21 protein-coding genes and 1 tRNA gene are annotated in these 24,048 nt (G+C 65.6%); 15 read left to right on the forward strand and 7 right to left on the reverse strand.

Annotation, left to right across the window (positions count from 1 at the left end; all coding sequences use genetic code 11):
• Positions 1 to 131: 131 nt before the first annotated feature.
• Both U5A58_RS19335 and gloB read right to left on the reverse strand, forming a co-directional pair.
• Positions 132 to 1,775: a transglycosylase SLT domain-containing protein gene (locus U5A58_RS19335; RefSeq protein WP_321962637.1), complete on the reverse strand. Its 1,644-nt coding sequence runs from the start codon at positions 1,773 to 1,775 to the stop codon at positions 132 to 134.
• Between the two features lie 154 nt (positions 1,776 to 1,929).
• Positions 1,930 to 2,766 (reverse strand): hydroxyacylglutathione hydrolase, encoded by an 837-nt coding sequence (gene gloB, locus U5A58_RS19340; RefSeq protein ID WP_321962638.1) that lies wholly within the window; start codon positions 2,764 to 2,766, stop codon positions 1,930 to 1,932.
• Between the two features lie 20 nt (positions 2,767 to 2,786).
• On the opposite strand from gloB, the gene U5A58_RS19345 reads away from it, so the two are divergent.
• From U5A58_RS19345 to U5A58_RS19375, 7 genes are all read left to right on the forward strand, one after another.
• Complete coding sequence (locus tag U5A58_RS19345; RefSeq protein WP_321962639.1) at positions 2,787 to 3,662, forward strand: class I SAM-dependent methyltransferase; 876 nt, start codon at positions 2,787 to 2,789, stop codon at positions 3,660 to 3,662.
• Positions 3,659 to 4,108: a ribonuclease HI gene (rnhA, locus tag U5A58_RS19350; protein WP_321962640.1), complete on the forward strand. Its 450-nt coding sequence runs from the start codon at positions 3,659 to 3,661 to the stop codon at positions 4,106 to 4,108. The genes U5A58_RS19345 and rnhA overlap by 4 nt, the downstream gene beginning before the upstream one ends.
• 55 nt (positions 4,109 to 4,163) lie before the next feature.
• Complete coding sequence (dnaQ, locus tag U5A58_RS19355; RefSeq protein WP_321962641.1) at positions 4,164 to 4,910, forward strand: DNA polymerase III subunit epsilon; 747 nt, start codon at positions 4,164 to 4,166, stop codon at positions 4,908 to 4,910.
• A gap of 49 nt (positions 4,911 to 4,959) precedes the next feature.
• Positions 4,960 to 5,034: transfer RNA gene (locus U5A58_RS19360), tRNA-Val, on the forward strand.
• Between the two features lie 394 nt (positions 5,035 to 5,428).
• Complete coding sequence (locus U5A58_RS19365; protein ID WP_321962642.1) at positions 5,429 to 6,739, forward strand: MFS transporter; 1,311 nt, start codon at positions 5,429 to 5,431, stop codon at positions 6,737 to 6,739.
• A 96-nt stretch (positions 6,740 to 6,835) separates the two neighbouring features.
• On the forward strand, positions 6,836 to 7,750 hold the full coding sequence (locus U5A58_RS19370; protein ID WP_321962643.1) for a TauD/TfdA dioxygenase family protein: 915 nt from the start codon (positions 6,836 to 6,838) through the stop codon (positions 7,748 to 7,750).
• 30 nt (positions 7,751 to 7,780) lie between these two features.
• A complete protein-coding gene (locus tag U5A58_RS19375) occupies positions 7,781 to 9,211 on the forward strand; it encodes an aldehyde dehydrogenase family protein (RefSeq protein ID WP_321962714.1) in 1,431 nt (476 codons plus the stop codon).
• 137 nt (positions 9,212 to 9,348) lie between these two features.
• Here the strand turns inward: U5A58_RS19375 and U5A58_RS19380 are convergent, their stop codons facing one another.
• Together U5A58_RS19380 and U5A58_RS19385 are read right to left on the reverse strand one after the other, a co-directional pair.
• Positions 9,349 to 9,711, reverse strand: a complete 363-nt coding sequence (locus U5A58_RS19380; protein WP_321962644.1) for a BON domain-containing protein — start codon at positions 9,709 to 9,711, stop codon at positions 9,349 to 9,351.
• Positions 9,712 to 9,801: 90 nt separating this feature from the next.
• Positions 9,802 to 10,917 carry a porin gene (locus tag U5A58_RS19385; RefSeq protein ID WP_321912479.1) on the reverse strand — a complete coding sequence of 372 codons (1,116 nt, stop codon included), beginning with the start codon at positions 10,915 to 10,917 and terminating at the stop codon, positions 9,802 to 9,804.
• A gap of 342 nt (positions 10,918 to 11,259) precedes the next feature.
• Here U5A58_RS19385 and U5A58_RS19390 point away from each other — a divergent pair, with 342 nt between their 5' ends.
• The 8 genes from U5A58_RS19390 to U5A58_RS19425 all read left to right on the forward strand — a co-directional run bounded on the left by U5A58_RS19390 (position 11,260) and on the right by U5A58_RS19425 (position 21,057).
• Positions 11,260 to 11,856, forward strand: coding sequence for a DUF2889 domain-containing protein (locus tag U5A58_RS19390; protein ID WP_321962645.1), 597 nt, complete (start codon positions 11,260 to 11,262; stop codon positions 11,854 to 11,856).
• A 174-nt stretch (positions 11,857 to 12,030) separates the two neighbouring features.
• Positions 12,031 to 14,832: a LuxR C-terminal-related transcriptional regulator gene (locus U5A58_RS19395; protein WP_321962646.1), complete on the forward strand. Its 2,802-nt coding sequence runs from the start codon at positions 12,031 to 12,033 to the stop codon at positions 14,830 to 14,832.
• A gap of 174 nt (positions 14,833 to 15,006) precedes the next feature.
• A complete protein-coding gene (locus U5A58_RS19400; RefSeq protein WP_321962647.1) occupies positions 15,007 to 16,887 on the forward strand; it encodes a feruloyl-CoA synthase in 1,881 nt (626 codons plus the stop codon).
• Between the two features lie 50 nt (positions 16,888 to 16,937).
• Positions 16,938 to 18,077, forward strand: coding sequence for an acyl-CoA dehydrogenase family protein (locus tag U5A58_RS19405; RefSeq protein WP_321912486.1), 1,140 nt, complete (start codon positions 16,938 to 16,940; stop codon positions 18,075 to 18,077).
• A gap of 29 nt (positions 18,078 to 18,106) precedes the next feature.
• Complete coding sequence (locus tag U5A58_RS19410) at positions 18,107 to 19,294, forward strand: lipid-transfer protein (RefSeq protein WP_321962648.1); 1,188 nt, start codon at positions 18,107 to 18,109, stop codon at positions 19,292 to 19,294.
• 34 nt (positions 19,295 to 19,328) lie between these two features.
• A complete protein-coding gene (locus tag U5A58_RS19415; RefSeq protein WP_321936093.1) occupies positions 19,329 to 19,769 on the forward strand; it encodes a MaoC family dehydratase N-terminal domain-containing protein in 441 nt (146 codons plus the stop codon).
• Positions 19,770 to 19,782: 13 nt separating this feature from the next.
• Positions 19,783 to 20,196, forward strand: coding sequence for a MaoC family dehydratase (locus tag U5A58_RS19420; protein ID WP_321962649.1), 414 nt, complete (start codon positions 19,783 to 19,785; stop codon positions 20,194 to 20,196).
• Positions 20,197 to 20,232: 36 nt separating this feature from the next.
• Positions 20,233 to 21,057, forward strand: coding sequence for an SDR family NAD(P)-dependent oxidoreductase (locus U5A58_RS19425; RefSeq protein WP_321962650.1), 825 nt, complete (start codon positions 20,233 to 20,235; stop codon positions 21,055 to 21,057).
• Positions 21,058 to 21,141: 84 nt separating this feature from the next.
• Here the strand turns inward: U5A58_RS19425 and U5A58_RS19430 are convergent, their stop codons facing one another.
• From U5A58_RS19430 to U5A58_RS19440, 3 genes are all read right to left on the reverse strand, one after another.
• Positions 21,142 to 21,606 (reverse strand): DUF2214 family protein, encoded by a 465-nt coding sequence (locus tag U5A58_RS19430; RefSeq protein WP_321962651.1) that lies wholly within the window; start codon positions 21,604 to 21,606, stop codon positions 21,142 to 21,144.
• 94 nt (positions 21,607 to 21,700) lie between these two features.
• On the reverse strand, positions 21,701 to 22,669 hold the full coding sequence (locus U5A58_RS19435) for a hypothetical protein (RefSeq protein ID WP_321962652.1): 969 nt from the start codon (positions 22,667 to 22,669) through the stop codon (positions 21,701 to 21,703).
• A gap of 236 nt (positions 22,670 to 22,905) precedes the next feature.
• Positions 22,906 to 23,970, reverse strand: coding sequence for a glycosyltransferase family 4 protein (locus U5A58_RS19440; RefSeq protein ID WP_321912499.1), 1,065 nt, complete (start codon positions 23,968 to 23,970; stop codon positions 22,906 to 22,908).
• Positions 23,971 to 24,048 lie beyond the last annotated feature (78 nt).

Genomic DNA, 24,048 nt, shown 5'->3' on the forward strand with positions numbered 1-24,048 from the left:
GGCACCCACCAATGAAAACGCCGCCACCTGGCGGGGTGACGGCGTCAAACACAACAAAAACGGAAAAGTGATCGGAGCGAAATACCATGCGCTGCCCCCGCAACGCATGTTTGAGCACCCTTCGCCAGCCGCTATTTTGTCTGGTGCTTCTGCGCGTGGGTTTCGGCCTTCGGGCGGCTTGCCGCACCCTTCGACGCCTTGCTGGGCGCGGCGCTGACCGTCTTGGCCTTGACAGGTTCGGAAACCTTGACGACCTCGGTGCGCGCGCGACCGTGCTTCTTATCGTATCGCGACTTCGACCCGGTGTCTGCAACGCGAGTGCCAATTCGCTGCACGGCACCACCAGAAACGTTCGCTGCCAGACGTTCCGGCCCCGGTTCGCTCGGCATCGCCTTATTGACCGGCACGTGCAGCACCAGCACCTGACCCGGCGCGACGTAGTCGCGGTGAGTCTTGTTCCACGCCTTCAACTGCCCGAGCGACACGCCATAGCGGCTCGCAACCGTTTCCATCGACTGCTTGCGGCGCACGCGGATCAGCATCTTGCGCGTGTCGGGCACATCCGGCTCCATGGCCAGCACGGCGCTTTCCGCCACGTCGGCGCTGATGTCCTCGTCGTCGCCGTCGTCGGTGCGCGGCACCACGAGCGTCGAACCCGCCTTCAGGCGCATGCCCGCCGGAATCTTGTTCACCGACATCAGCGTGTCGGCGTCAACACCGATCTTCTGCGCGATCGCCGCCGGCGTGGCGCGCGAGTCGGTCGTGTAGACGGTCCAGGAGGAAAGCTGGCCGGAATAGGCCTTCAGGTTGCGCTCGAACGCGCTCGCGTTGTCGAACGGCAGCAGGATCTGCGGGTCGGTCGCGCCGAGAATGATGGGCTTCTTGAACGACGGGTTCAGCGAGCGGAACTCGTCGGTCGTCATGTTCGCGAGCTTGGCGGCGACATCCACGTCGATGTCGTGCGAGGTCGTGACCGTGACGAAATACGGATGGTTCGGAATGGACGGCAGCGTGAGCCCGTACTGCTGCGGGTTCATCACGATGTTCTTGACCGCCTGCAGTTTCGGCACGTAATTACGTGTTTCGTTGGGCATGCGCAGGCTTTGATAGTCGGTCGGCAAGCCCGCCGCCTCGTTGCGCGCAATGGCGCGCTGCACGTTCCCCTCGCCCCAGTTGTAAGCGGCAAGCGCGAGATACCAGTCGCCGAACATGTCGTGCAGGCGCGAGAGGTAGTCGAGCGCGGCGCTGGTCGAGGCCAGCACGTCGCGGCGCTCGTCCTGCCACATGTTCTGCTTGAGGTTGTAGGTGCGGCCCGTGCCCGGCACGAACTGCCACATGCCGGCGGCCTTCGCGACCGACAGCGCCTGCGGGTTATACGCGGATTCGATGAACGGCAGCAGCGCGAGCTCGGTGGGCATGTGACGCGCCTCGAGCTCTTCGACGATGTGATAGAGGTACTTCTGCGAACGCTCGGTCATGCGCGCAACGTAGTCGGGCCGCTGGGCGTACCAGTTGGCGTTCATGTCGACGAGGTCGCTCTGCAGGTCGGGCATCTGGAAGCCGCGGCGAATGCGCCCCCAGAGGTCGGCGTCGGGGCTCGTGAGCTGATCGACGGAACCTTGATCGACGTTAATGGTTTCCCTTGCTGCGGAGGTCTTACGAATGAGGTCGGCGTTGGCCTGGGCGTTGGCTGGTGCTAGAGAACTCGCAGACGGTCCCCCACTCGCACAGGCGGCGAGCATGAGGACCAGCAGCGCACTGAGTATGAATCGCATGAAAATCTACATCCGCATGGCTGGAATTTGCAGCCGATAGTACGGAACGTGCCCGTTTCCGTCAATCGGAATTATTTGAAAAAAATCCATGAAATCCGCAGCTTGGGCGTGATTCCATACGATTGGGTTGAGCATGCCCCCTAACCTGGCTGGGTCAGCGGAACCGATTCTTCCATTCACGCATCATGGCGAAAGCAGCCAGCCGGTCCGGCACCGATTCGTGCAGCGCCTCGGTGAGCGCAGCCTGCACCGACGCATCGCCCGCACGCAGGAACGGATTGACTGCGCGCTCGTGCGCGATCGTCGTTGGCAGCGTCGGCACGCCGCGCTCACGCAGCGCCGCCGCTGCGCGGCTCCACTCGCGCAAATCGGCGTTTTCGGGATCGCAGGCGAGCGCGAAGCGAATGTTTGATAACGTGTATTCGTGTGCGCAATGCACGTGGGTGTTGCCGGGCAGTGCCGCGAGCGCGTCGAGCGAGTCGAGCATCTGCGCGGGCGTGCCCTCGAAGAGGCGGCCGCAGCCGCAGGCAAAGAGCGTGTCGCCGCAGAACACGTGCGGCGTGCCGGCGGCATCCGCCGCCTGAAAATAGGCGATGTGGCCGCGTGTGTGGCCCGGCACGTCGATCACCTTCAAGTCGAGCGCGGGGGCATCCAGATGAACGGCGTCGCCACCCTTCACGCGCGTGACGAACGGGTCGAGCGGGCCGAGCGCCTCGCCGGCCGGGCCGTATACAGGTACAACGGCGTCGGCGAGCAGGTCCGCCACACCGCCGACATGGTCGTTGTGGTGATGGGTGAGTAAAATAGCGACGAGCCGCCAGCCGCGCTTCGCGAGATACGCGCGAACCGGAGCGGCGTCGCCCGGATCGACGGCAACGGCGTTCTGGCCGTCCGAAACGACCCAGATGTAATTGTCTTCAAAAGCCGGAACCGGTACGTACTCGTAGGCGCACGCATCGCTCGAACGCGCGTACTCAAGCGGACTCTTCATGGGGCGACGTATTCTTCGACATGTCTGACCGATTGATTATAGACTGGCCCGCCTGGACCGCCTCGCCCGCTGGCAGGTATGTGCTCGGCTGGGAGCAGGAGCAGCTCGACCGCGTGGTCTCGAACATATTCGGCTACCATGCGCTGCAGCTCGGCCTGCCGCAGCTCGACGCCCTGCGCGAGAACCGCATGTCGTGCCGCGGCCTCGTGCTCGACGCCGCCAGTGCCGCCAGCGCTCCCTACTCCGTACCCGGCGCGCCGGCGCATGCGCACCCGAACGGCGGGCAGACCATGCCCGGCGCGGACGGCGCAACGCCAGACCGCAGCCCGTTGCTGCACGCGCCCGCAGGCCGCAGCACCGTGTGGTGCGACTATCTCGATCTGCCGTTCGAGGCGCAGAGCGTCGACCTCATCGTGATGCCGCACACGCTCGAATTCACGAGCGACCCGCACCGCCTGCTGCGCGAAGCCGAGCGCGTGCTGATGCCCGAAGGGCAATTGCTGATCGTCGGCTTCAACTCGCTTTCGCTGTGGGGCGCGCGTCAGTCGGTCGGCAAGCTGACCGGCCATCCGTTCCTGCCGGCGCGCCAGGACCTGATCGCGTTCACGCGGCTGAAAGACTGGATCAAGCTGCTTGGCTTCGAGCTTGAACGCGGGCGCTTCGGCTGCTATCGTCCGCCGCTCTCGACCGACCAGTGGCTCGGCCGCTACGGCTTCATGGAAGCCGCGGGCGACCGCTGGTGGGCGATTTTCGGCGCTATCTATATGGTGACGGCGATCAAGCGCGTGCGCGGCATGCGCCTCGTCGGGCCACGGAAGGTCAAGAAGCCGGTGCTGGCTGCGAGCCTGAAGCCCGCGGCCACCACCCCTTCCCCAACACGCAACAAGGACTCATGAGCACACCCGACTTCGTCGAAATCTTCACGGACGGCGCCTGCAAGGGCAACCCCGGCCCCGGCGGCTGGGGCGCGCTGCTGCGTTTCGGCACGCAGGAAAAAGAACTGTTCGGCGGCGAGGCCGGCACGACCAACAACCGCATGGAACTGATGGGCGTGATCGCTGCGCTCGAAGCGCTCAAGCGCCCGTGCAAGGTGATCGTGCACACCGACTCGCAGTACGTGCAAAAAGGCATCAGCGAGTGGATTCACGGCTGGAAGAAGAAGAACTGGATGACGGCCGCCAAAACGCCGGTCAAGAACGACGACCTCTGGAAGCGCCTCGACGCGCTCGTCGCCCAGCACGAGGTGGAATGGCGCTGGGTGAAGGGTCACGCCGGCCATCCGGAGAACGAGCGCGCCGACGCGCTCGCGAACCGCGGCGTCGCCACGCTCGCCGCACTCTGAGCCCGCTTGCCGAAACCGCCTTGCGGCTGCCCCACGCTTTCACGCTTTACAAGACATGCGCCAGATCATTCTCGATACCGAAACCACCGGCCTGAACGCCCGCACGGGCGACCGCATCATCGAAATCGGCTGCGTCGAGCTGGTGAACCGCAGGCTCACCGGCAACAACCTGCACTTCTACGTAAACCCGGAGCGTGACAGCGACCCGGGCGCGCTCGCCGTGCACGGCCTCACGACCGAGTTTCTCTCCGACAAGCCGAAGTTCGCCGAAGTCGCGGACGAGATCCTCGACTTCGTGCGCGAGGCGGACATCATCATCCACAACGCGCCGTTCGACATCGGCTTTCTCGACGCCGAGCTCGCGCTGCTCGGCAAGCCGGGGTTCAAGGAGCATTGCGGCGAGGTGATCGACACGCTCGTGCAGGCCAAGCAGATCTTCCCAGGCAAGCGCAACTCGCTCGACGCCCTGTGCGATCGCTTCGGCATCAGCAACGCGCACCGCACGCTGCACGGCGCGCTGCTCGACTCGGAACTGCTCGCCGAGGTCTATCTCGCGATGACGCGCGGCCAGGAGAGCCTCGTCATCGACATGCTGGGCGAGCACGCCGCGCCCGGTGCGGCCGCCGCGCCGCGCGTGCAACTCGAGTCGATCGATCTGCCGGTGATCATGGCGAGCGACGAAGAGCTGAGCGCGCATCAAGCCGTGCTCAACGAGCTCGACAAGGCAGTCAAGGGAACGTCCGTGTGGCGCACCGAACCCGCCCCGGCCGAAGAAAATACGGCCGATGCGCAAAATGCTTAAAAAAGGGCTTTACAAGATCGGAAACGCCCTGCATAATCTCAATCTCTTCGGGTGGTTAGCTCAGCGGTAGAGCACTGCCTTCACACGGCAGGGGTCACTGGTTCGATCCCAGTACTACCCACCAGAATTCCTGGTGTTGGTAACGACAAACACCGAAGAATAAAAGGCCTCGTTGCGAAAGCAACGAGGCCTTTTGCTTTGCGCGAAAGAAAAATGCGATGTCGCCCCCGAGGATTACCCTGCCCTACCCGCCCGGGGTGGTTGCCCCGGGTAGCCATGCTCCTAAGGTAACGCCAGATACAGGCACTACCGAAGCGCGAACCACGATGCCGCGCACGGACAAGGAGACATCATGAACGCACCGCGCGTGGCCGCCCCGCTCTTCCATCTCGAATTCACGGCTTTCCCTCACTGATTCCACCGCACCGAACCCGGCGCGAAGCCGTCCTGCGCCCGCCGGTCCACGTCCTTGCGTTGCCCGCAACACCCCGGCGCCAGCCGGCACAACGAGATCGCCCATGTCCACTTCCTCTTCCTGGCAGCCGAAGTCCGCCTGGACCGTTACGGCCCTGCTCACCGTGCTCGCCATGATCAACTTTCTCGACAAGATCGTGCTCGGCATGGTCGCGGTGCCGCTCATGGCCGACATGCACCTCTCACCTGTGCAGTTCGGTTTTGTCGCCGGCAGTTTCTTCTGGCTCTTCTCGACCTCGACGGTTCTCGTCGGCTTTCTGTCGAATCGCGTCGCGACCCGCTGGATCCTGCTCGCCATGGGCGCAAGCTGGTCGATCCTGCAACTTCCTCAGGCCTTCACCACTAGCACGCTCGCACTGCTGGTCTGCCGCGTGATTCTCGGCGCGGCGGAGGGCCCTTCGTTCCCGACCTCAGTCCACTCGCTCTTCAAGTGGTTTCCGGACCAAAGACGCAGTGTGCCCGTGGCCGTCATCAACCAGGGCGCAGTCGTCGGCATGGTGCTGGCCGGCCTCGCGATTCCCGCGATCACCCAGCGCTGGGGCTGGCGCATGAACTTCCTCGTGCTCGCCGCTATCGGCGCTCTGTGGTGCGTCCTGTGGCTTGCCCTTGGCCGCGAAGGCACCCTGGACAGCGTACGCCGCGCGCCGTCCGGCTCCACCGCGCAAGCTACGGACACTGGCGGCCCCGCCCGTTTGCCCTACCGCAAGATCCTCACCGACGCTTCCGTTCTCTCCATCTTCCTGCTCGGCTTCGTCACCTATTGGCTACTCGGCCAGACCATCACGTGGCTGCCCACCTACCTCGAAAAGGGACTCGGCTTCGGCGGCATTGCATCGGGACGTCTCTTCGCGCTGGTCATCGCATTCGCTGCGCCAGTCAACATCGGACTGAGCGCCCTCTCCCAGCGCATGCTCCAGCGCGGTGCGACCACGCGCGAGGCCCGCGCACGGCTTACGAGCGTCGTCACGATCGCGGGCGGGCTGCTCTTCCTCGCGCTTGCAGCGATCGACCTCACGCCGATGCAAAAAGTGTTCTGCTATGCCGTAGCGGCCGCACTGCCCACGTTCTGCCTGACGCTCGCGCCCGCCATGCTCGCCGAAATGGTGCCGCTTGCCCAGCGCGGCTCGATCATTGCCATCAACACGGCGGTCGCTAGCCTCGGCGCGGCGATCGGGCCGGCCGTTGTCGGCCGGCTCGTCCAGGCTTACACAGCGTCCGGCGCACGCGCTTATGAAATCGCCATTGCACTAACGGCCGTGCTGCTGATCCTCGCTGCGATCGTGGCGCTGCGCTGGCTAAACCCCGAACGCTCGCTACGCACGCTTGGCGAAGCCGCCACACCGATCACCGCCTGAACGAACACGTCACGCGTTTGCCACGATGCGGCGCGCGTGAGCCGTCAATACGACGAGCATCACAACCACAAATACATATCGATACCGGAGAGTGACATGCAAGCAACCATTAGCAAACCTAACGAACCTGAATCTCATACCCGCCAGGCAGAAAGCTGGCCTTTCACGCTCACTCGCCATACCCCGGCCATCGGCGCGGAAATCGGCGACATCGACCTGCGCGATCCGCTCGACGACACAACCTGCTTCGCTTTGCGCCGCGCGCTCCTCAAGTACAAGGTCCTGTTCTTCCGCGACCAGGACATCACGCCCGCGCAGCACGTAGCCATTGCCCGGCGCTTCGGCGAACTGGAAGTCCACCCGACGTTTCCGCATCATCCGGACCACCCCGAGCTGGTCATTCTCGGGCGCAACGACGCGAAACGCGGGCGCGAGAATCTCTACCACTCCGACGTATCGTGGCGCGAGATTCCGTCGATGGGCTCGATGCTGCGCTGTGTGCAGTGTCCCGAAGTCGGCGGTGACACGATGTGGATCAACATGGCCGCGGCCTACGAAGGCCTGCCCGACGACATCAAGACGCGCATTGCCGATCTCACTGCGGTCCACGACTTTCTGCCGCTGTTCGGGATCGCGGTTCCCGAAGACCAGCATGCCGAAATGAAAAAACACTTTCCGCCTACCGCCCACCCGGTTGTACGCACGCATCCTGAAACCGGCGAGAAAATCCTTTACGTCAACGAGGCATTCACAACCCATCTGGCCAACTACGGCCATAAGACCGTCGACCAATACCGCGTGGGCTTCGACTTCAAGCTCGCCGAAATGGAACTGCTGCAGTTTCTGTTTCGTCAGGCGCAGGTGCCCGAGTATCAGGTGCGGCTCAAGTGGCGTCCGAACACGATTGCCTTCTGGGACAACCGCTCGTGTCAGCACTACGCCATTCAGGACTACTACCCGGCGGTGCGCCACATGATGCGCGCGACCGTGATTGGCGATCGGCCGGTTTGAGCCGATGGCGTCGCACTCAGGAAACGCATGATGAAAACACTGAACCGCTTCTATATCGACGGACAATGGGTCGAGCCTGCGCAGCAAGCATCGGGCGCCGCCTCATTCGACATTGTCGATCCTGCCACCGAAGAACGGATTGGCACGCTGGCGATGGGCAGTGCGCACGACGCCGATAGCGCCATCGCCGCGGCGCGCACCGCCTTTCCAACATGGTCCGAAACCCGCCGCGAGACGCGTATCGCGCTGCTCGAGCGCGTTGCCACGATCTATCAGCGGCGCCTGCCCGAGATCGCCGATGCCGTGCGCCAGGAAATCGGCGCGCCGATCTCGCTGTGCAATGCGCTGCAAGCGCCGATCGGCCTCGCCCAGCTGCGCGCGGCGATCGACACCCTGCGCGACTTCCCGTTCGAAACGACGCACGGCAAGAGCTACGTGTGCCGCGAGGCAATCGGCGTCGCCGCGCTCATCACGCCCTGGAACTGGCCGCTGAACCAGATCATGGCCAAGGTCGCGCCGGCACTCGCCGCAGGCTGCACCGTCGTGCTCAAGCCCTCGGAAATCGCGCCGCTCGACGCCATGATCTTCGCCGAGATCATGCACGAGGCTGCTACGCCGCGCGGTGTGTTCAACATGGTGTTCGGCGAAGGCCGCACGGTCGGTGCGCGGCTCGCGTCGCACCCTGACGTGGACATGGTTTCCATCACGGGCTCGACCCGCGCGGGGGTCGAGGTCGCGATCGGCGCGGCGCCTACCGTCAAGCGTGTCGCGCAGGAACTGGGCGGCAAGTCTGCCCTGCTGATTCTCGACGACGCCGATCTGCAGTCCGCCGTGGCAAGCGGCGTCGCGCAGTGCATGGCGAATTCCGGGCAGACCTGCATCGCCCCGACGCGCATGCTGGTCCCGCGCACGCACTACGACGAGGCGGTCTCGATCGCGGCGGCAGCCGCAAACGCGATCCTGGTCGGCGATCCGGCAGACCCGGCAACGCGCATGGGCCCCCTCTCGAACCGCGCACAGTACGACAAAGTGCAGCGCATGATAGAGGCCGGCATGGCGGAAGGCGCACGCGTGGCGGCAGGAGGCTTGGGGCGCCCGCCCGGCCTGACGCGCGGCTTCTACGCACGGCCGACAATCTTCGCCGGCGTGCACAACGGCATGACGATCGCACGCGAGGAGATCTTCGGCCCGGTGCTGGCGATCATTCCCTACGACGACGAAGAGGACGCCATCCGGATTGCGAACGACAGTGTCTACGGGCTCGCTGGCTACATCGCCACAAGCGACCCGCAACGCGCGCGCAAGGTGGCGGCGCGCCTGCGTGTGGGTTCGGTGCGCATCAACGGTGCGATGCTCGATGTGAGCGTGCCGTTCGGCGGTTACAAGACGTCGGGGAATGGCCGTGAATATGGCGCAGAGGGGCTGGCCGAATTCCTCGAGTGCAAGTCGGTGACGATGTAAGTCACCATCAAACGCTGCTGCGCTTCGCAAACGAGGCGGCAAGCAGCGCTTGCTGCGCACCGCCCTCATCTCCTCCCCCAAAAAAAGCGGGACCGGCTTTCCGGTCCCGTTCTGCGCTCACACCGCTTATCGACACCCTAGAAAGTCGAAAGCGTCAATGTGTTAGTCACCGAGGTCACACCGGCCACGCTCTGAACAACGCGCGTCGCCTGCTCGATCTGCGCCTGCTCCGGTACCCATCCCTCGAGCGTCACTGCGCCATTGGCCGCGCGCACGGTGATGCCGCTCGCGCGTAGCCCCTTTGCTTTCGCGAGCGCGTTCAGCACGCGCCGGCGCAGCGCGCGGTCAGCGGCCTTCGCCGAGGCCGGCGTTGCGCCGACGGAAGCCGCGGCGGCAACGGGCGCGGAAGACGACGCCTCGCCGCCTTGCGCGTGAGCCTGCAACGATGCGGCAAGCAGCATGGCCACGGCAAGCGCCCGGCCGTTGCGAATGACATTCATCCTGGTCCCTCCTTGTTGATGGTGGGTGGCGGCCGCGCCGCGCCCGTGCGTGCCGCCAACCGCGGCGCAGCGAAGCGCGGCACTGCCTGTTCAGAAGCGATGCGTCATGCCGACCACGGCGAGCACCTGCTTCGTGTCCGTGCTCGTCACCGAAACGCCCGGCCAGCTCATCGTCGCTGTGCCGTTGTTCTTCATGTAGCCCGCGCGCATATAGAACGCCGTGCGCTTCGAGAGACTGTGATCCACGCCGATCTGCACGCCGGGCGTGTTGTCGTGCGCGCCACGCACGTTGCGCTCGAACCCTGCAATCTCGAACGTATCGGCCGACGTCGCCTGAACCGTCGCGCCGAACTCCATCACGCTCGACGATTTGCCCGCGCCGAGCAGCGCCGCGAGCGAATGCGCTGGCGCGTCGTGCGGCTTGTTGTACGCATAGTTGAATTGCAGATTGACAATGCCGATGCGGTAGCTGAGCACGCCCGTGTAGTGTTCTGTGCCGAGCAGGTTGAGCGGTCCGGGCAGCCCCGCGATCGTCGCCGTGCCGGGATGCTGATACTGGTAAGCGATGCCGGCGTAGAGTCCGTAACCCGAATACGTAAGCCCCAGGTCGAGTATGTTGCCCGAGGTCTGCGGAACCGGCTGGGTGACGGTGGCCGTAAAGCCATACATGCCGTAAAACTGGACCCCCGCGAGATTCGGCGACTTGTAGAGCATGGAATTGCTCGTGCGGCCCGTTGCGGACTGACTCGCAAGCGTATTGCGATCGACCGCGAGCACCGCGGCCGAGAGCGGCGAGAGCACTTCGTTGCCACGGAACGGATCGGTCGGATACACGACCCAGAACGTCGGCTGATACTGGCGCCCAAATGTCAGCGAGCCATAGTTCTCGTGCGTGAGGCCAACCCAGGCCTGACGGTAGAAGATCGCGCTGGTATCCGCGAGCAGACCGCCGTTGTTGATGTTGTAGCCGGCTTCGGTGTCGAACACCGCCTTCAGCCCGTTGCCTAAATCTTCAACTCCCTTCAGGCCGAACATCGACCCCGTGTTCCCGCCGCTTCGTTCGGAATACGAATTCTTCGCGCCGTTGTGCAAATACTGAATGAACACATCTGCCACGCCATACAACGTCACGCTCGACTGCGCCGCGGCGCTACCGGCCACCACGGCCAGCGTCGCCCCGCAAATACCCTTGCTGATAGAACGCATGCATGTCTCCTCTTTATGATTGCCGCGTGCAACAGCGCGGCGAATGTGTAACCCGTTTGGCACAGCGAAGCACATGCGGCGCAGTGTTGCAGGGACGATGGAGGGGACAACTACCCGAACGGAGTGGGGACGGGAATACCCCAACCGTCGCATGAAACCGGATGCGCAACGCCCAGATACAGGCCTGGATGCAGGCCCACGAAACTGGCGCGCCCTGCTGCGCAACCCGCAACGTCAACGTGCGCCAACCACCCGCGCGGGGTGGTGCCGCCGTGCCCCAGTCGGCTCACGATCGCACTATCGCGCCTGGCGTTGCAGCGGCGCATTCTGGAGCGGCCTTGCATGCATCAAAATCCAACCGCAAGCGCGACGCGAAAGTTGGCGCACACGCGCCAGATCGTCTGCACCGGCTACGTGCGCGACGACGGCCTCTACGACATCGAGGCCCGCATGACGGACACGAAGGGCCACGATTCGGCGCTGTTGTTCAAGGACGTGCCGCGCGGTAGCCCGATCCACGACATGCGGTTCACGATCACGATCGACGCCCATCTCGTGATTCGCGCGGCGCACGCGCACACGGAAAGCGCGCCCACGCCCTGGTGCTCGCAGATCAACGAGGCCTACGCAAAGCTGGCCGGCATTGCGATTGGCAGCGGCTTCATGAAGGAAGTGAAGGCGCGCCTGGGCGGCGCATTGGGCTGCACGCACCTCACCGAGTTGCTCGGCCCGATGGCTACTACTGCGTTCCAGACGATCATGGGGCTGCAGGAGGGTGCGCACACGAGCCTCGCCGCAGCCGCCCAACGCGAGGGGAAGCCGCTTTTGCCCATGCTCGACGCATGCCACGCATGGCGCGTGGACGGCGAAGTCGTGCATGCACTGCGCGAGCGCGCGGGCGAGCCTGCTGCGCGCGCGCGAGTGAGCGCCGATGTCTAGCGGCCGGTATCGCCCCCTGCCGGTCCTCATTGCGCTACCGCAAAGCCGACCGGCACGCGCGGCGCGCTCGCTCGCGTGCCCGCATAACCGTGCGCGCTACAATAGCCCGATACTCGTTTCGTCATCGGGCGTGCGCAGTCGTCGCGGCGCCATGACTGCAAGGCGCACGCGAACATGCCGCAACGCTGGCCCGACTCCCCATCCGCCGCCACCGGCGCGCCGTCGCGGGTGATGGCGCCGCGCAACAAAACGCGCGTCGTCGCACGCGAGCGTGTGGTCAGCCAACTCATCGAGGCCCGGCGCAAGCGTTGCATTGTGCTCCAGGGGCCGGCCGGCTGCGGCAAGACCACCACGCTGCTCGCCTGGCGCGAGGCGCTGCTGCCGCTAGGCTTCAATCTCGCGTGGCTCACGCTCGCGCCGGAAGACGACGATCTCGCGAGCTTCGTCGACGGTCTCGTGGCAAGTCTCGCCCAGGTCGACCCGGCCATTTGCCGCGAGGCGGCCCTCCTCGGCGGCCGCGGCGTGGACGACGAAGCGGTCGAGCGCACCGTGATCGCGCTCGTGCGCGCCATCGCCGCTCGCACAGCCGACCTTGCGCTCGTCGTCGACGATCTCGACCACGTCACCAATTCACGCAGTCATCGTGCCCTCCAGTGGCTGATCGATTACGCGCCGTCGAACCTGCACATCGTGCTGGTGTCGCGCGGCAGCTTTCCGGTGTCGCTCGGCCGCCTGCGCGATCGGGATCTGGTGCTGGAGCTCAACATGCGCGACCTGCGCTTCACCTTCGCCGAATCCGCAACATATCTGCGGGCGCAGCTTGGCGAAGTCAGCGACAAGGATGCGCGCGAGATGCACGAGCTGACCGATGGCTGGGTGGCCGGCCTGCAGCTTTTCTCCATGCATCTGAAGCGCCGCCGCTCGGCGGACGTCGTCCCGCCCCTCGCGAGCATGCAGCTTCACGACGCGAGCGCTTTTGGAAACTACTTCGAACGGGCGGTGCTCTCCCGCCTTTCGGCAACCGAGGTCGAGCTGCTCGTGCGCACTTCGGTTTGCGCGCGCCTGTGCTCGTCGCTGTGCGTCGCGCTCGTCGGCGACGAGCAGCCGCCAGAGGAAGTCCTCGCGCTGCTCGCACGCCTCGAAGCGGACAACCTCTTCATCATGCAGGTAGAACGCGTCGGTAATGAGACGTGGTACCGGCTCAATCCGCTCTTTCGCGAGACCCTGCTCGATCGCATGCGCACGCGAAGCGAGGCCCTGCAGCACGCGGTGCATCACGCGGCCTGGTGCTGGTTCCGCGACCAAGGGCTACCTGAAGAAGCCGTGCGCCACGCGCTGCAGGCCGGCGAAGCGGCCGCTGCTGCCGAGCTCGTACTGTCGGTGGCGCGCGATCTGCAGTTGTCCGGCGATTTGCGCAAGCTCGTCTCGCTCATTCACCTGCTGCCGCACGCCGAGATCGAGGCGCGCATCGACCTGCGACTGTGGCGTCTGCAGCTCGAACTGTATGCGCGCGACTTCGAAGCCTGCGCCGCAAGCATCGCGCGCCTCGACACCGCGATTCCCGCCGAAAACACCCAGGCGCGGTACCGCCTCTTGCTGCTGCGCGCGGCCGTCGACGTGCAACGCGACGACGCCGACAGCGCGGCGGCCATCCTGCCCGCGATTCTCGCCGCCCCGGTCGACGCCACGAGCCAGTCGATCGGCGCGCGCAGCAACCTGCTTTCCTGGCTCTACATGCGGCGCGGGGAATACGAAGAGGCACGCGCCGCGCAACACGACACCCCACGCCCGCTGCACGCCGGCTCCCCGTTGATGGGCACTTCCGCGGGCGTGCTCAACGGGCGCTGCCTGGTCGGCTTCAGCTACGCGCTCGAAGGGCAGTTCCTGCAGGTCGAGCGCATTAGCCGCGACGTCCTCGCGGAGGCCGACGAACGTGGCAGCAGCACGGCGGAGGCCGCGTGCTTCGCGGCGGCGCTGCTTGGCGAGGCGCTCTACGAGTTCAACGACATCGCCGGTGCGAGACGGCTGCTCGAAGATCGCGTCGATGTGCTCGAGCGCGTATCCATTCCGGACTCCGTACTACGTGTGCACACCGTGCTCTCTGCCGCGCATTGGGCGGAGGGTCACCGGCTCGATGCATTCGCGTATCTCGATCGGCTCGAGGAGTACGCAAGCCGGCACGGCCTGCCGCGGCTCCTCGCGCACAGCCTCGCCGCGCAAGTCCGCCAGCATCTGCATTGCGGCCAGTTCGAAGACGCCGAAACCGATCTCGCGCGACTCGACATGATCGCGGCACGTTTGCGGCCCACGCGGCCGAATGCGTGGCACGACGTCCACGCGCTCGCGGAGCGCTCCCATGTCAACTGGTGCCTCGCACACGAAGACTTCGAGGGCGCGGCCTTGCGCCTGCCCGAACTCATTGCGCATTGCAGCGAGCGCGGCTGGCAGCACCACATGGTGCAGTTGCGCATGCAGTCGGCGCTCGTGGATCACCGCCGCGGTCGTCTGGAAGTTGCCCGAGAAACCGCGCTCGCCGGCTTGCGCCTCGCCCACCGGCTCGGCCTCGTGCGCAGCGTGCTCGACGTGGACGCGGGGATCGTTGCCTTCGCGGACCAGGTTGTGCATGGCATGGCGGGCGAAACGGACGAAGCAGACACTGGCGCCGATCCCGTGCTGGCGTTTTACGTCGACCGGTTGCGCGCCGCGCAGGACACGGCAGCCGCACTCGCCAGCACAACGAACGAAGCTTCGCTCCAGCGCGACGCAACGCCAAACGGGGCCGAAACCCTCAGCGAGCGCGAGACCAAGGTCGTGAGTCTGCTGGCGCAGGCGCTGCCGAACAAGAAGATCGCCCGCACGCTCGGCATCTCGCCCGAAACGGTCAAGTGGCATCTCAAGAACATCTACGGCAAGTTGGGCGTATCGAGCCGTGATGAAGCGGTCGCGCGCGTGCGCGATCTGGGCATCGATCCCTGACGGGCGCCCCGCCCGGGCACGGGCGCGCATGCGCCACCCGGTACGGGTGGTACGACTGCCGGCACCACCCGCTATGCTTGTTTTCAAGGGGTTTCGCCCGACGAAACCCCTCCCGGAAAAATCAACGTGGTGCACCTCAAGGGTTGCACGCAAACGTTCAGGAGACACGGCTTAATGAGTACGCTCTCGGCCAGTACTGCGCCGGCGGTTGCCGTCCGGCCTCTACCCATGCCCCACCGCCAAACGCTCGTCGAGCGGCGCAGCGACGGCAGCCTGATCCTGCGCCCGGCAAATCCGCCGCCAGCCATTACGCAAAAGAGCTTCGTGGATTTCGTCGAGGGCTGGGCGCTCACGCGCGGCGAGACCGCCGCATTTTGCGAGCGCGGGAGCGATGGCGCATGGCGGCGCCTGAGCTGGCGCGAACTCTGGCAGCAGGTGCAGTGCGTCGGCGCCGCGCTGCTCGAGCTGGGCCTCGATCAGGCGCACCCGCTCATGCTGCTCTCCGGTAATTCGATCGAACAGGCCGTCGTGCTGCTCGCCGCCGAATACGTGGGCATTCCCACCGCACCGGTTTCGCCCGCCTACGCGACGCTGAGCCAGGACTTCGCGCGTCTGAAGGCCATAGCGGAACTGGTGCCGCCCGGCGCATTGTTCGTGCAGAACGCCGCCCCCTTCGAACGTGCACTCGCCACGCTCGCGCACTGCCACGCGCCGGTCGTCGCCGTGCAAGGCGCCGGCGCAGGCCAGCTCGACTGGGCGACGCTCGCGCAGACCGAACTGACCGCGACGCGGCGCGCCGCAGTCGCCGCCGCGCATGCCGCGATCGCGGCGGATGCAACAGCACGCGTGCTCTTCACGTCCGGCTCGACCGGCACACCCAAAGGCGTCGCCCTGAGCTACGGCAATCTCAAGGCCGTAGCCGCCTACTACGCCGACAATCTCGCCTTCCTGCTCGACACCGAGCCTGTGTTCCTCGACTGGCTGCCATGGCATCACGGCCTCGGCGGCGTGCTCAACCTGGGCCGCTCGATCCAGTTCGGTGCGACCCACTATATCGACGACGGACGCCCCGTGCCCGGCCTCATCGAGCGGACGGTGCGCAACCTGCGCGAGGTGGCGCCCACGATTTTCACGAGCGTCCCGTCAGCCTGGGCCGTGCTCGCGAACGAGCTCGAACGGGACCCTGAACTCGCGGCGAACCTGTTCTCGAAGGTTCTCTTCTTCGGCTATGGCGGCGCGAGCCTGCCCACCGATGTCCACGAGCGCATCCAACGCGTGGCCGAAAAGACCGTTGGCCAGCGCATCGCCTTCGCGACCGGCCTCGCCTGCACGGAAACGAGCGGCATGGGGACGATGTGCGGCTGGATCACCAACACGATCAGCAATATCGGCACACCGGTTCCGGGTTCGGAAGTGAAGCTCGTGCCACTCGAAAGCGCAGACGGCCGCTACGAGATCCGCATGCGCGGCGCGAACGTGTTCGGCGGTTACATCAAGCAGCCGGCGCTCACGGCGGCCGCCTTCGACGAGGAAGGCTTCTTCCGGCTCGGCGACGCCGTGCGCCTCGCCAATCCCGAAAACCCATCGGACGGCATGCTGTTCGCCGGTCGTGTCGTGGAAGACTTCAAACTCACGAACGGCACATGGGTGCGCACGGGCGCGATGCGGCTCGCGCTGCTCGATCGCTGCGCCCCGCTGCTCACCGACGCCGTGATCTGCGGACACGATCACGATTACGTCGCCGCGCTCGCCTGGCCGAACGTTCCGGCGTGCCAGCGTCTCGCGCCCGAACTCGCGGGCCTCGACGCCGCCGCGCTGGCGCGACACCCTGTCGTCGTCGCCGCACTGAGCGAGCAGTTGCGCAACCAGCGCGCGCAAGGTGCGAGCGTTCACGTCGAACGGCTGCTGCTGATGGCAGAGCCGCCCTCCATGGACGCGAACGAAATCGCCGACAAGGGTTATGTCAATCAGGCTGTCACGCGCACGCGCCGGGCCCACCTCGTCGACGCGCTCTTTCACGCCGAACCCGCCGCGCATGTCGCTCGCGCGCGTTGATCTCACCCTCAACACTCCCAACAGCAACCGCTTACGTTCAGGACTCCGATATGCAAATCAACCGTAACGTCTTTCGCGACGACCACGAGATGCTGCGCACCACCGCGCGGCGCTTCCTCGAAAAGGAATGCGTGCCGAGGCAAGCCGAATGGGACAAGGCCGGCAAGGTCGATCGCGAGACCTGGCTCAAGGCCGGCCGCGAAGGCCTGCTATGCCTGACGCTGCCGACCGAATACGGCGGCGGCGGCGGCGACTTCGGCCACGCGGCCGTGTTCAACGAGGAAGTCAGCCGCGCCGGGTTGAGCGGCCTCGGCTTCGGGGTTCACTCGGACATCATCGCTCCGTACATTGCGCGGCTCGGCAACGAGGAGCAAAAGCAGCGCTGGCTGCCGAAGGCCTGCTCGGGCGAATACATCCTCGCCATCGGCATGACCGAGCCGGGTACGGGCAGCGACCTGAAGGCCGTGCGCACGACCGCCGTACGCGACGGTGACGAGTACGTGATCAACGGCAGCAAGACCTTCATCAGCAACGGCCTGAATGCGGACCTCATCATCATGGTCTGCAAGACCGACCCGGCGGCCGGCTCCAAAGGCGTGAGCCTGATCGTGGTCGAAACCGACCGCGAAGGCTTTCGCCGTGGCCGCAAGCTCGAAAAGGTGGGCCAGCATGCGCAGGACACCGCGGAACTCTTCTTCGACAACGTGCGCGTGCCGGTCTCGAACCGGCTTGGCGAGGAAGGCAAGGGCTTCGCCTACCTGATGACTGAACTGCCGCAGGAGCGCCTCTCCATCGCCGTGAACGCGGCTGCCAAGCTCGAAGCCTGCCTCGAGCACACACTGAACTACGTGAAGGACCGCAAGGCATTCAATCAGACCGTGTGGGACTTCCAGAACACCAAGTTCAAGCTCGCCGACATCAAAGCTCAGGCGCTCGCGGTGCGGCTCATGGTCGATCACTACCTGTCTGAACACGTGCGACGCCGCCTCACGCTGGAGGAAGCCGCTGTCGTGAAGCTCTTCGCGACCGAAACGCTCGGCAAGGCGCTCGACGAAATGGTGCAGTTGCACGGCGGCTACGGCTACATGCTCGAATATCCGGTGGCCCGCGCATTCGCCGACGCTCGCGTGATGCGCATTTACGGCGGCACGAGCGAAGTGATGCGCGACCTCATCTCACGCAAGCTTTAAAAAAATTCAACTCACTCAGGAGTACTGATATGACTCGAAGTGCATACATCGCCGGCGTCGGCATGATTCCGTTCAAGAAGCCCGGCGCGAGCGACACCTACGACGTGATGGGCGCCACCGCGATCCGCCAGGCGCTCGCCGACGCGGGCATCGACTACAGCGATGTGCAGCAGGCCTATGCGGGCTACGTCTACGGCGACTCGACCTGCGGACAGAAGGCCCTTTATCAGGTCGCCATGACGGGCATTCCGGTCATCAACGTGAACAACAACTGTGCGACGGGCTCGTCCGCGCTCTATCTCGCGCGCCAGGCCGTGCAGAGCGGCGCGGTCGAGTGCGCGCTCGCGGTTGGCTTCGAGTTCATGCAGCCCGGCGCACTCAAGTCGATCTGGAACGACCGCAAGAGCGCACTCGAGCGCGCGATCGACATCACCGACGAGCTGGTCGGCCAGCATGAGGGTTTGAGCAACGCCATCCGCCAGTTCGCGGGCGCGGGTCTGTCGCACATGAAGCAATACGGCACGAAGCTCGAAACCTTCGCGAAAATCCGCGCGAAGGCGAGCCGCCACGCGGCGCGCAATCCGCTCGCCGTGTTCCGCAACGTGGTTTCGACCGAAGACGTGATGGCCGCACCCATGCTCTGGGAAGGCGTGCTCACGCGCCTGATGGCCTGCCCGCCCACCTGCGGAGCGGCGGCGGCGCTCGTCGTGTCCGAGGCGTTCGCGAAGAAGCACGGCCTGCGCACCGACGTGGTGATCGCCGGCCAGGCGCTCACCACCGACACCCCGAGCACGTACGACGCGCGAGACATGATCCGCGTGGTCGGCTTCGACATGACGCGCTCGGCTGCGAAAAGCGCCTACGAGCAAGCCGGCATCGGGCCGCGCGACATCGACGTGATCGAGTTGCACGACTGCTTCGCGCAGAACGAGCTGCTGACCTACGAGGCGCTCGGCCTGTGCGCGGAAGGCGAAGGCGAAAAGCTCGTGAACGACGGCGACAACACCTACGGCGGCAAATGGGTCGTCAACCCGTCGGGCGGCCTGCTCTCGAAGGGGCATCCGCTCGGCGCAACGGGCCTCGCGCAGTGCTACGAGCTCACACAGCAACTGCGCGGCACGGCGAGCGAGCGCCAGGTCGAAGGCGCGAAGGTCGCGCTCGCGCACAACGTGGGTCTCGGCGGCGCGTGCGTCGTCACGATCTACAAGCGCGCGTGAGCGTGAGCACGGCTGACGACTGGGAGTCAATCACATGATCGACAAGCAACACATCGGCAAGACGCTGCCCGCGTTTCGCGCCGTAGCCGAAGCGGGCCGGCTGCGCTTCTTCGCACAGGCGATTGGCGAAACGAATCCCGTCTACTTCGACGAGTCCGCCGCGCGCGACGCAGGGCACCCCGGCCTGCCGCTGCCGCCCACCTTCCTGTTCTCGCTCGAATTCGAGCAGCCGGACGGGTCCTGGCGCGACGAGATCGGCATCGAGCTGCCGCGCATCCTGCACGGCGAACAGTCTTTCACGTATCACCGGCTCGCCTATGCGGGCGACGTGCTGCTGTTCGAGTCGCGCATCGCCGACATCTACGACAAGAAAGGCGGCGCGCTGGAGTTCGTCGTGCGCGAGACGCGCGTCACGAACCCGCGCGGCGAGCACGTGGCCGATCTGCGCAGCGTGATCGTGCAACGCAACGGCTGAAGGGAGACCTCGCATGACCATCCAGTACGACACGATCGAGGTGGGCGACACGCTCCCTCCCCTCGAACTGCCGAGCGTGGACCGCAAGATGCTCGCGCTCTTCGCAGGCGCCTCGGGCGACCACAACGCGGTGCATATCGACATCGACTACGCGCGGCGCGCGGGCATGCCCGACGTGTTCGCGCACGGCATGCTCTCGATGGCCTGGCTGGGCCGCCTGCTCACCCAATGGGTCGATCAGCGCCAGTTGCGCCAGTTCGGCGTGCGCTTTGTCGGCATCACGCACCTCGGCCATCGCATCGTCTGCACGGGGCGCGTGGTCGAGAAGTTCGAAGCCGAAGGCGAGCGTCGCGTGCGCCTCGAAATCCAGACCGCCAACCAGTATGGCGAACCGCGCGTCGTGGGTGACGCCGTGGTCGCGCTCTGAACCCACCCGCATCAATCGATAGAAGGAGTCAACAGCATGGGTAAGCTCGACGGCAAGGTGGCACTCGTCACCGGCTCGGGACGCGGCATCGGCCGTGCAATCGTGGAAAAGCTCGCTAGCGAAGGCGCGCGCATTGTCGTGAACGACCTCGACGCCGATCCGGCGCACGAAACGGTCGAAGCGCTGCGCAAGACAGGCGCCGAAGCGGTAGCCTGCGTGGGCAACGTGACGGCGCCGGACTTCGCCGAGCGCTTCATCAACACGGCGATGAGCACGTACAAGGGCATCGACATCATCGTCAACAACGCCGGTTACACCTGGGACGATGTGATCCAGAAGATGACCGACGAACAGTGGTACGCGATCCTCGACTGCCACATGACCGCGCCGTTCCGCATCCTGCGCGCCGCGTACCCGCATGTGAAGGCGCTGCACGCGGCCGACGTCGCCGAAGGGCGCGAGGTGTATCGCAAGATCGTGAACATCTCGTCCACGTCCGCGCTCAATGGCAACGCCGGGCAGATGAACTACTCGTCCGCGAAGGCGGGGGTGATCGGCATGACGCGCGCACTCGCACGCGAATGGGGGCGCTTCAACGTCAATGTCAATGCGGTGGCGTTCGGCCTGATCCACACGCGCATGACGAGCGCCGACGCGAAAGCGGGCGCGACGGTGAGCATCGAAGGGCGCGAGATCCGCGTAGGCCTGAACCCCGAGTTGATCAAGACGCATGCGCAGCGCAATCCGCTCGGCCGGGGCGGTACGCCCGAAGAAGCGGCGGGCGGCGTGTATCTGTTCTGCTCGCCCGAGTCGAACTACATCACCGGCCAGACGGTCGCGGTAGCGGGCAATCTTCAGTAAAGCGAAGCAACGACTTGTCCAGTCCGGAAACCCGCCGCCGCGCGGGTTTTCTCTTTTTCGGGGCCTGATTAAGCGCCGGGTGGTCTATTCAGCGCCCGTATCGAGGCCAATGCCGCGCGCCATGCCCGTCGCCGCGAACACCATGACGACGACCAGCACCGTCTGCCACACGCCGATGCGTGCATATTTCGGCGCGCCGGTCAGATCCGGCACGTCACCTCGGCGCACGGCGAGGCGCCAGCGCAACAGCGCCATCATCGGGGCAATCTCGAGCAGGAGGATCAGCACGAGCGCGCCCATCTTCACGTGAAAGAGCGGTTCGTGCAGGTAGTACCCGGCGCCCTTCTCGAAGCCGCCGAACGCGCGCATGGCACCGGTGACGATCAGCACGACGGCCGAGCCGCCCCAGCCGTTGTCGGCGCTGAAGATCACCGGCAGGTCCTCGGTGGAGGTGCAACGGCGCAGTCCGCGTGTACGCCGCAGGATGGACGCGAGCGCGAAGCCGAAGGCCAGCAGGTGAATGGCGGCGAGCAACCAGCGTATGAGCATTGCGACTCCTTCGAGTGGACGACAGGAACGGCAAGCAACAAAAAAGCGGGCGTATATGGGCGCGGCGTCATGCAGCCGGGCCCTGTCGGGTGCGTCAGGTCTGCTTCAGCGCCGAGTCGAGAGCGCGCGAGGCCGTGCGGTCCCCTTCGGACGCAAGCGACACGCGAAACACGGTCTGGCGGTTATGGCCCGCCGCAGCCGGCGAATCCCAGAGCAATTCGATCTTCGGCCGGCGCGCGGACTTGCCCGCAGGCTTGGACGATGACGACGCCGATGCCTGACGCGGCACAGTGTGCGCGCCGGGTTCTCGCGTGGCCGCGGGCGGCACGCCCGCCAGCGTAGCGGCGGCATCGGGAGGATCCGCACTGGCAACCGGCTCGACAACGCCGGCCGCGACCGCGGGATCGTCCACCTGAGCGCGCTCGGGTGCAGGCAGGCGCGCAGGCTCCGCCATGACCACCCCGCCCTGCGGCGCCCCCGAAAGCCAGCGCACCGACAGTTCACGCGCATCGTACTGCCCGACCTTGCGGCTTTCCTGCCAGACGACCGTCGTGCGCGTGGCCGGATCGATCGACACGGCGAAGCGCCCGATCGCGAAACGCCGCGCCGCGAAGTTGCTGCGCCAAAGCGCGCGCGGCCGGCAGATCCAGACCACGGCGGCATAGAGCGCGGGGGCGGCGACGAGCCAGCCGTTGGTATCGGCCACCGCGTGGAAGGTGCGCCGCCAGCCGGCGGTCCAGACAAACACGCCGATCGAGCCGATCGCGAACAGAAAGCCGAGCACGCCGAAGAAGCGCAGCGCCTGGCGCAGCCACTGCGGCAGCGGGTGAAACGGCCGCTCGACGCGTGCCTTCGCGCCCGGCAGGACGATCAGCAGAAATAGGAAGACGAGATTCAGGCTTGCCGCCGGCGACGACGCCATGCCTTCGAGCGCGGCGAGGAAATTCATCTGCGCCATGGAGTGCAGCCAGCGCGCCAGGATCACGAGCCCGATCGCGCGCAGCGCGAAAAGCGTCCCGGCGCCGGGTACGGTCGCCGTGGGCGTCGGTCGGGTTCTGGCCAAGGGTCTTCTCCTCTGTCGACCAGAGTTCGCGCTTCAGCGCGTTACTCTGGTCCCATGCAAAGCACGCTTTTGTGGGCGCCGCGGATTTTACGGCACGGCCATTATAGGGACATTAAGCGTGCGCCTCACTTGCCGGCGCAGCGAATGTGACAACGCCCCGGTGCACAGGCACCAGGGCGTTGGGGAAAAGCGGGAAAACCGGGCGCGCCGCAGCGCGTCCGGTTTCGGTGCGCAGCTTAGCCGGCGTTGACTTCGCGCAGCACCGTGCGATGCTTCTGGCGCAGCAGTTCTTCGTACACGGCCACGTAGTTGCGCGCCATCACCTTCGACGAGAAGCGCGACTCGAACGCGGCGCGCACCTTCTCGCGCGGCAGCGTCGACAGGCGCTTGATCGCGGCGACTGCGCTGATTTCGTCTTCGACGACGAAGCCCGACACGCCGTTCTCGATGACTTCCGGCACCGAACCGCGCTTGAACGCGATGACCGGCGTGCCGCAGGCCATGGCTTCGATCATGACGAGGCCGAAGGGCTCCGGCCAGTCGATCGGGAACACCAGTGCGTGGGCATTGCCGAGGAACTCGCGCTTTTCGTGCTCGCCGATTTCGCCGATGTACTCGACGTGCGGCAGCGCCATCAGCGGCTTGATGACTTCTTCGTAGTAGGCACGGTCGGCCTTGTCGATCTTGGCGGCGACCTTGAGCTTCATGCCCGCCTGCCCGGCGATGCGGATCGCGCGGTCAAGGCCCTTCTCCGGCGAGACGCGGCCGAGGAATGCGAGGTAGCCCGGCTCGACGTTCGGAATCGGCGTGAGCACGTCTTCCGGCAGGCCGTGGTAGACGGTCTGCTGCCAGTTGGCTTGCTGCAGCGGATTGCGCTGGTTGTCCGAGATCGAAACGACCGGCACGTCGTTGAACGCGTTGAACACCGGCTGCAGTTCCGGCAGGTCCAGACGGCCGTGCATGGTCGTGACGAACGGCACCGGCTGACGTGCGAACAGCGAGAACGGGTAGTAGTCGATGTGGAAGTGCAGCACGTCGAATTCTTCCGCGCGGCGGCGAACTTCTTCGAGCAGCAACATGTGCGGAGCCATCACGTCGCGAATCGTGGGATCGAGGCGCAGTGCCTGCGGCCAGAACGCTTCGAGCTTTGCCGAGGTGATCGAATCGCCGCTGGCGAACAGCGTGACATCGTGACCCTGTTCGACCAGCGCTTCGGTCAGGTAGGAGACCACCCGTTCCGTGCCGCCGTACAGCTTGGGAGGAACCGCCTCGTGCAACGGAGCGATTTGAGCGATTCGCATAGTGGTGAACTCCTTCCTCGTAATAATCGGGCAATAGACTGCAAATTTGACAATCGACCTATGCAGGCTGCGGCTTCC

This window comes from Paraburkholderia sp. J7, from assembly GCF_905220155.1.
GTDB lineage: Bacteria > Pseudomonadota > Gammaproteobacteria > Burkholderiales > Burkholderiaceae > Paraburkholderia.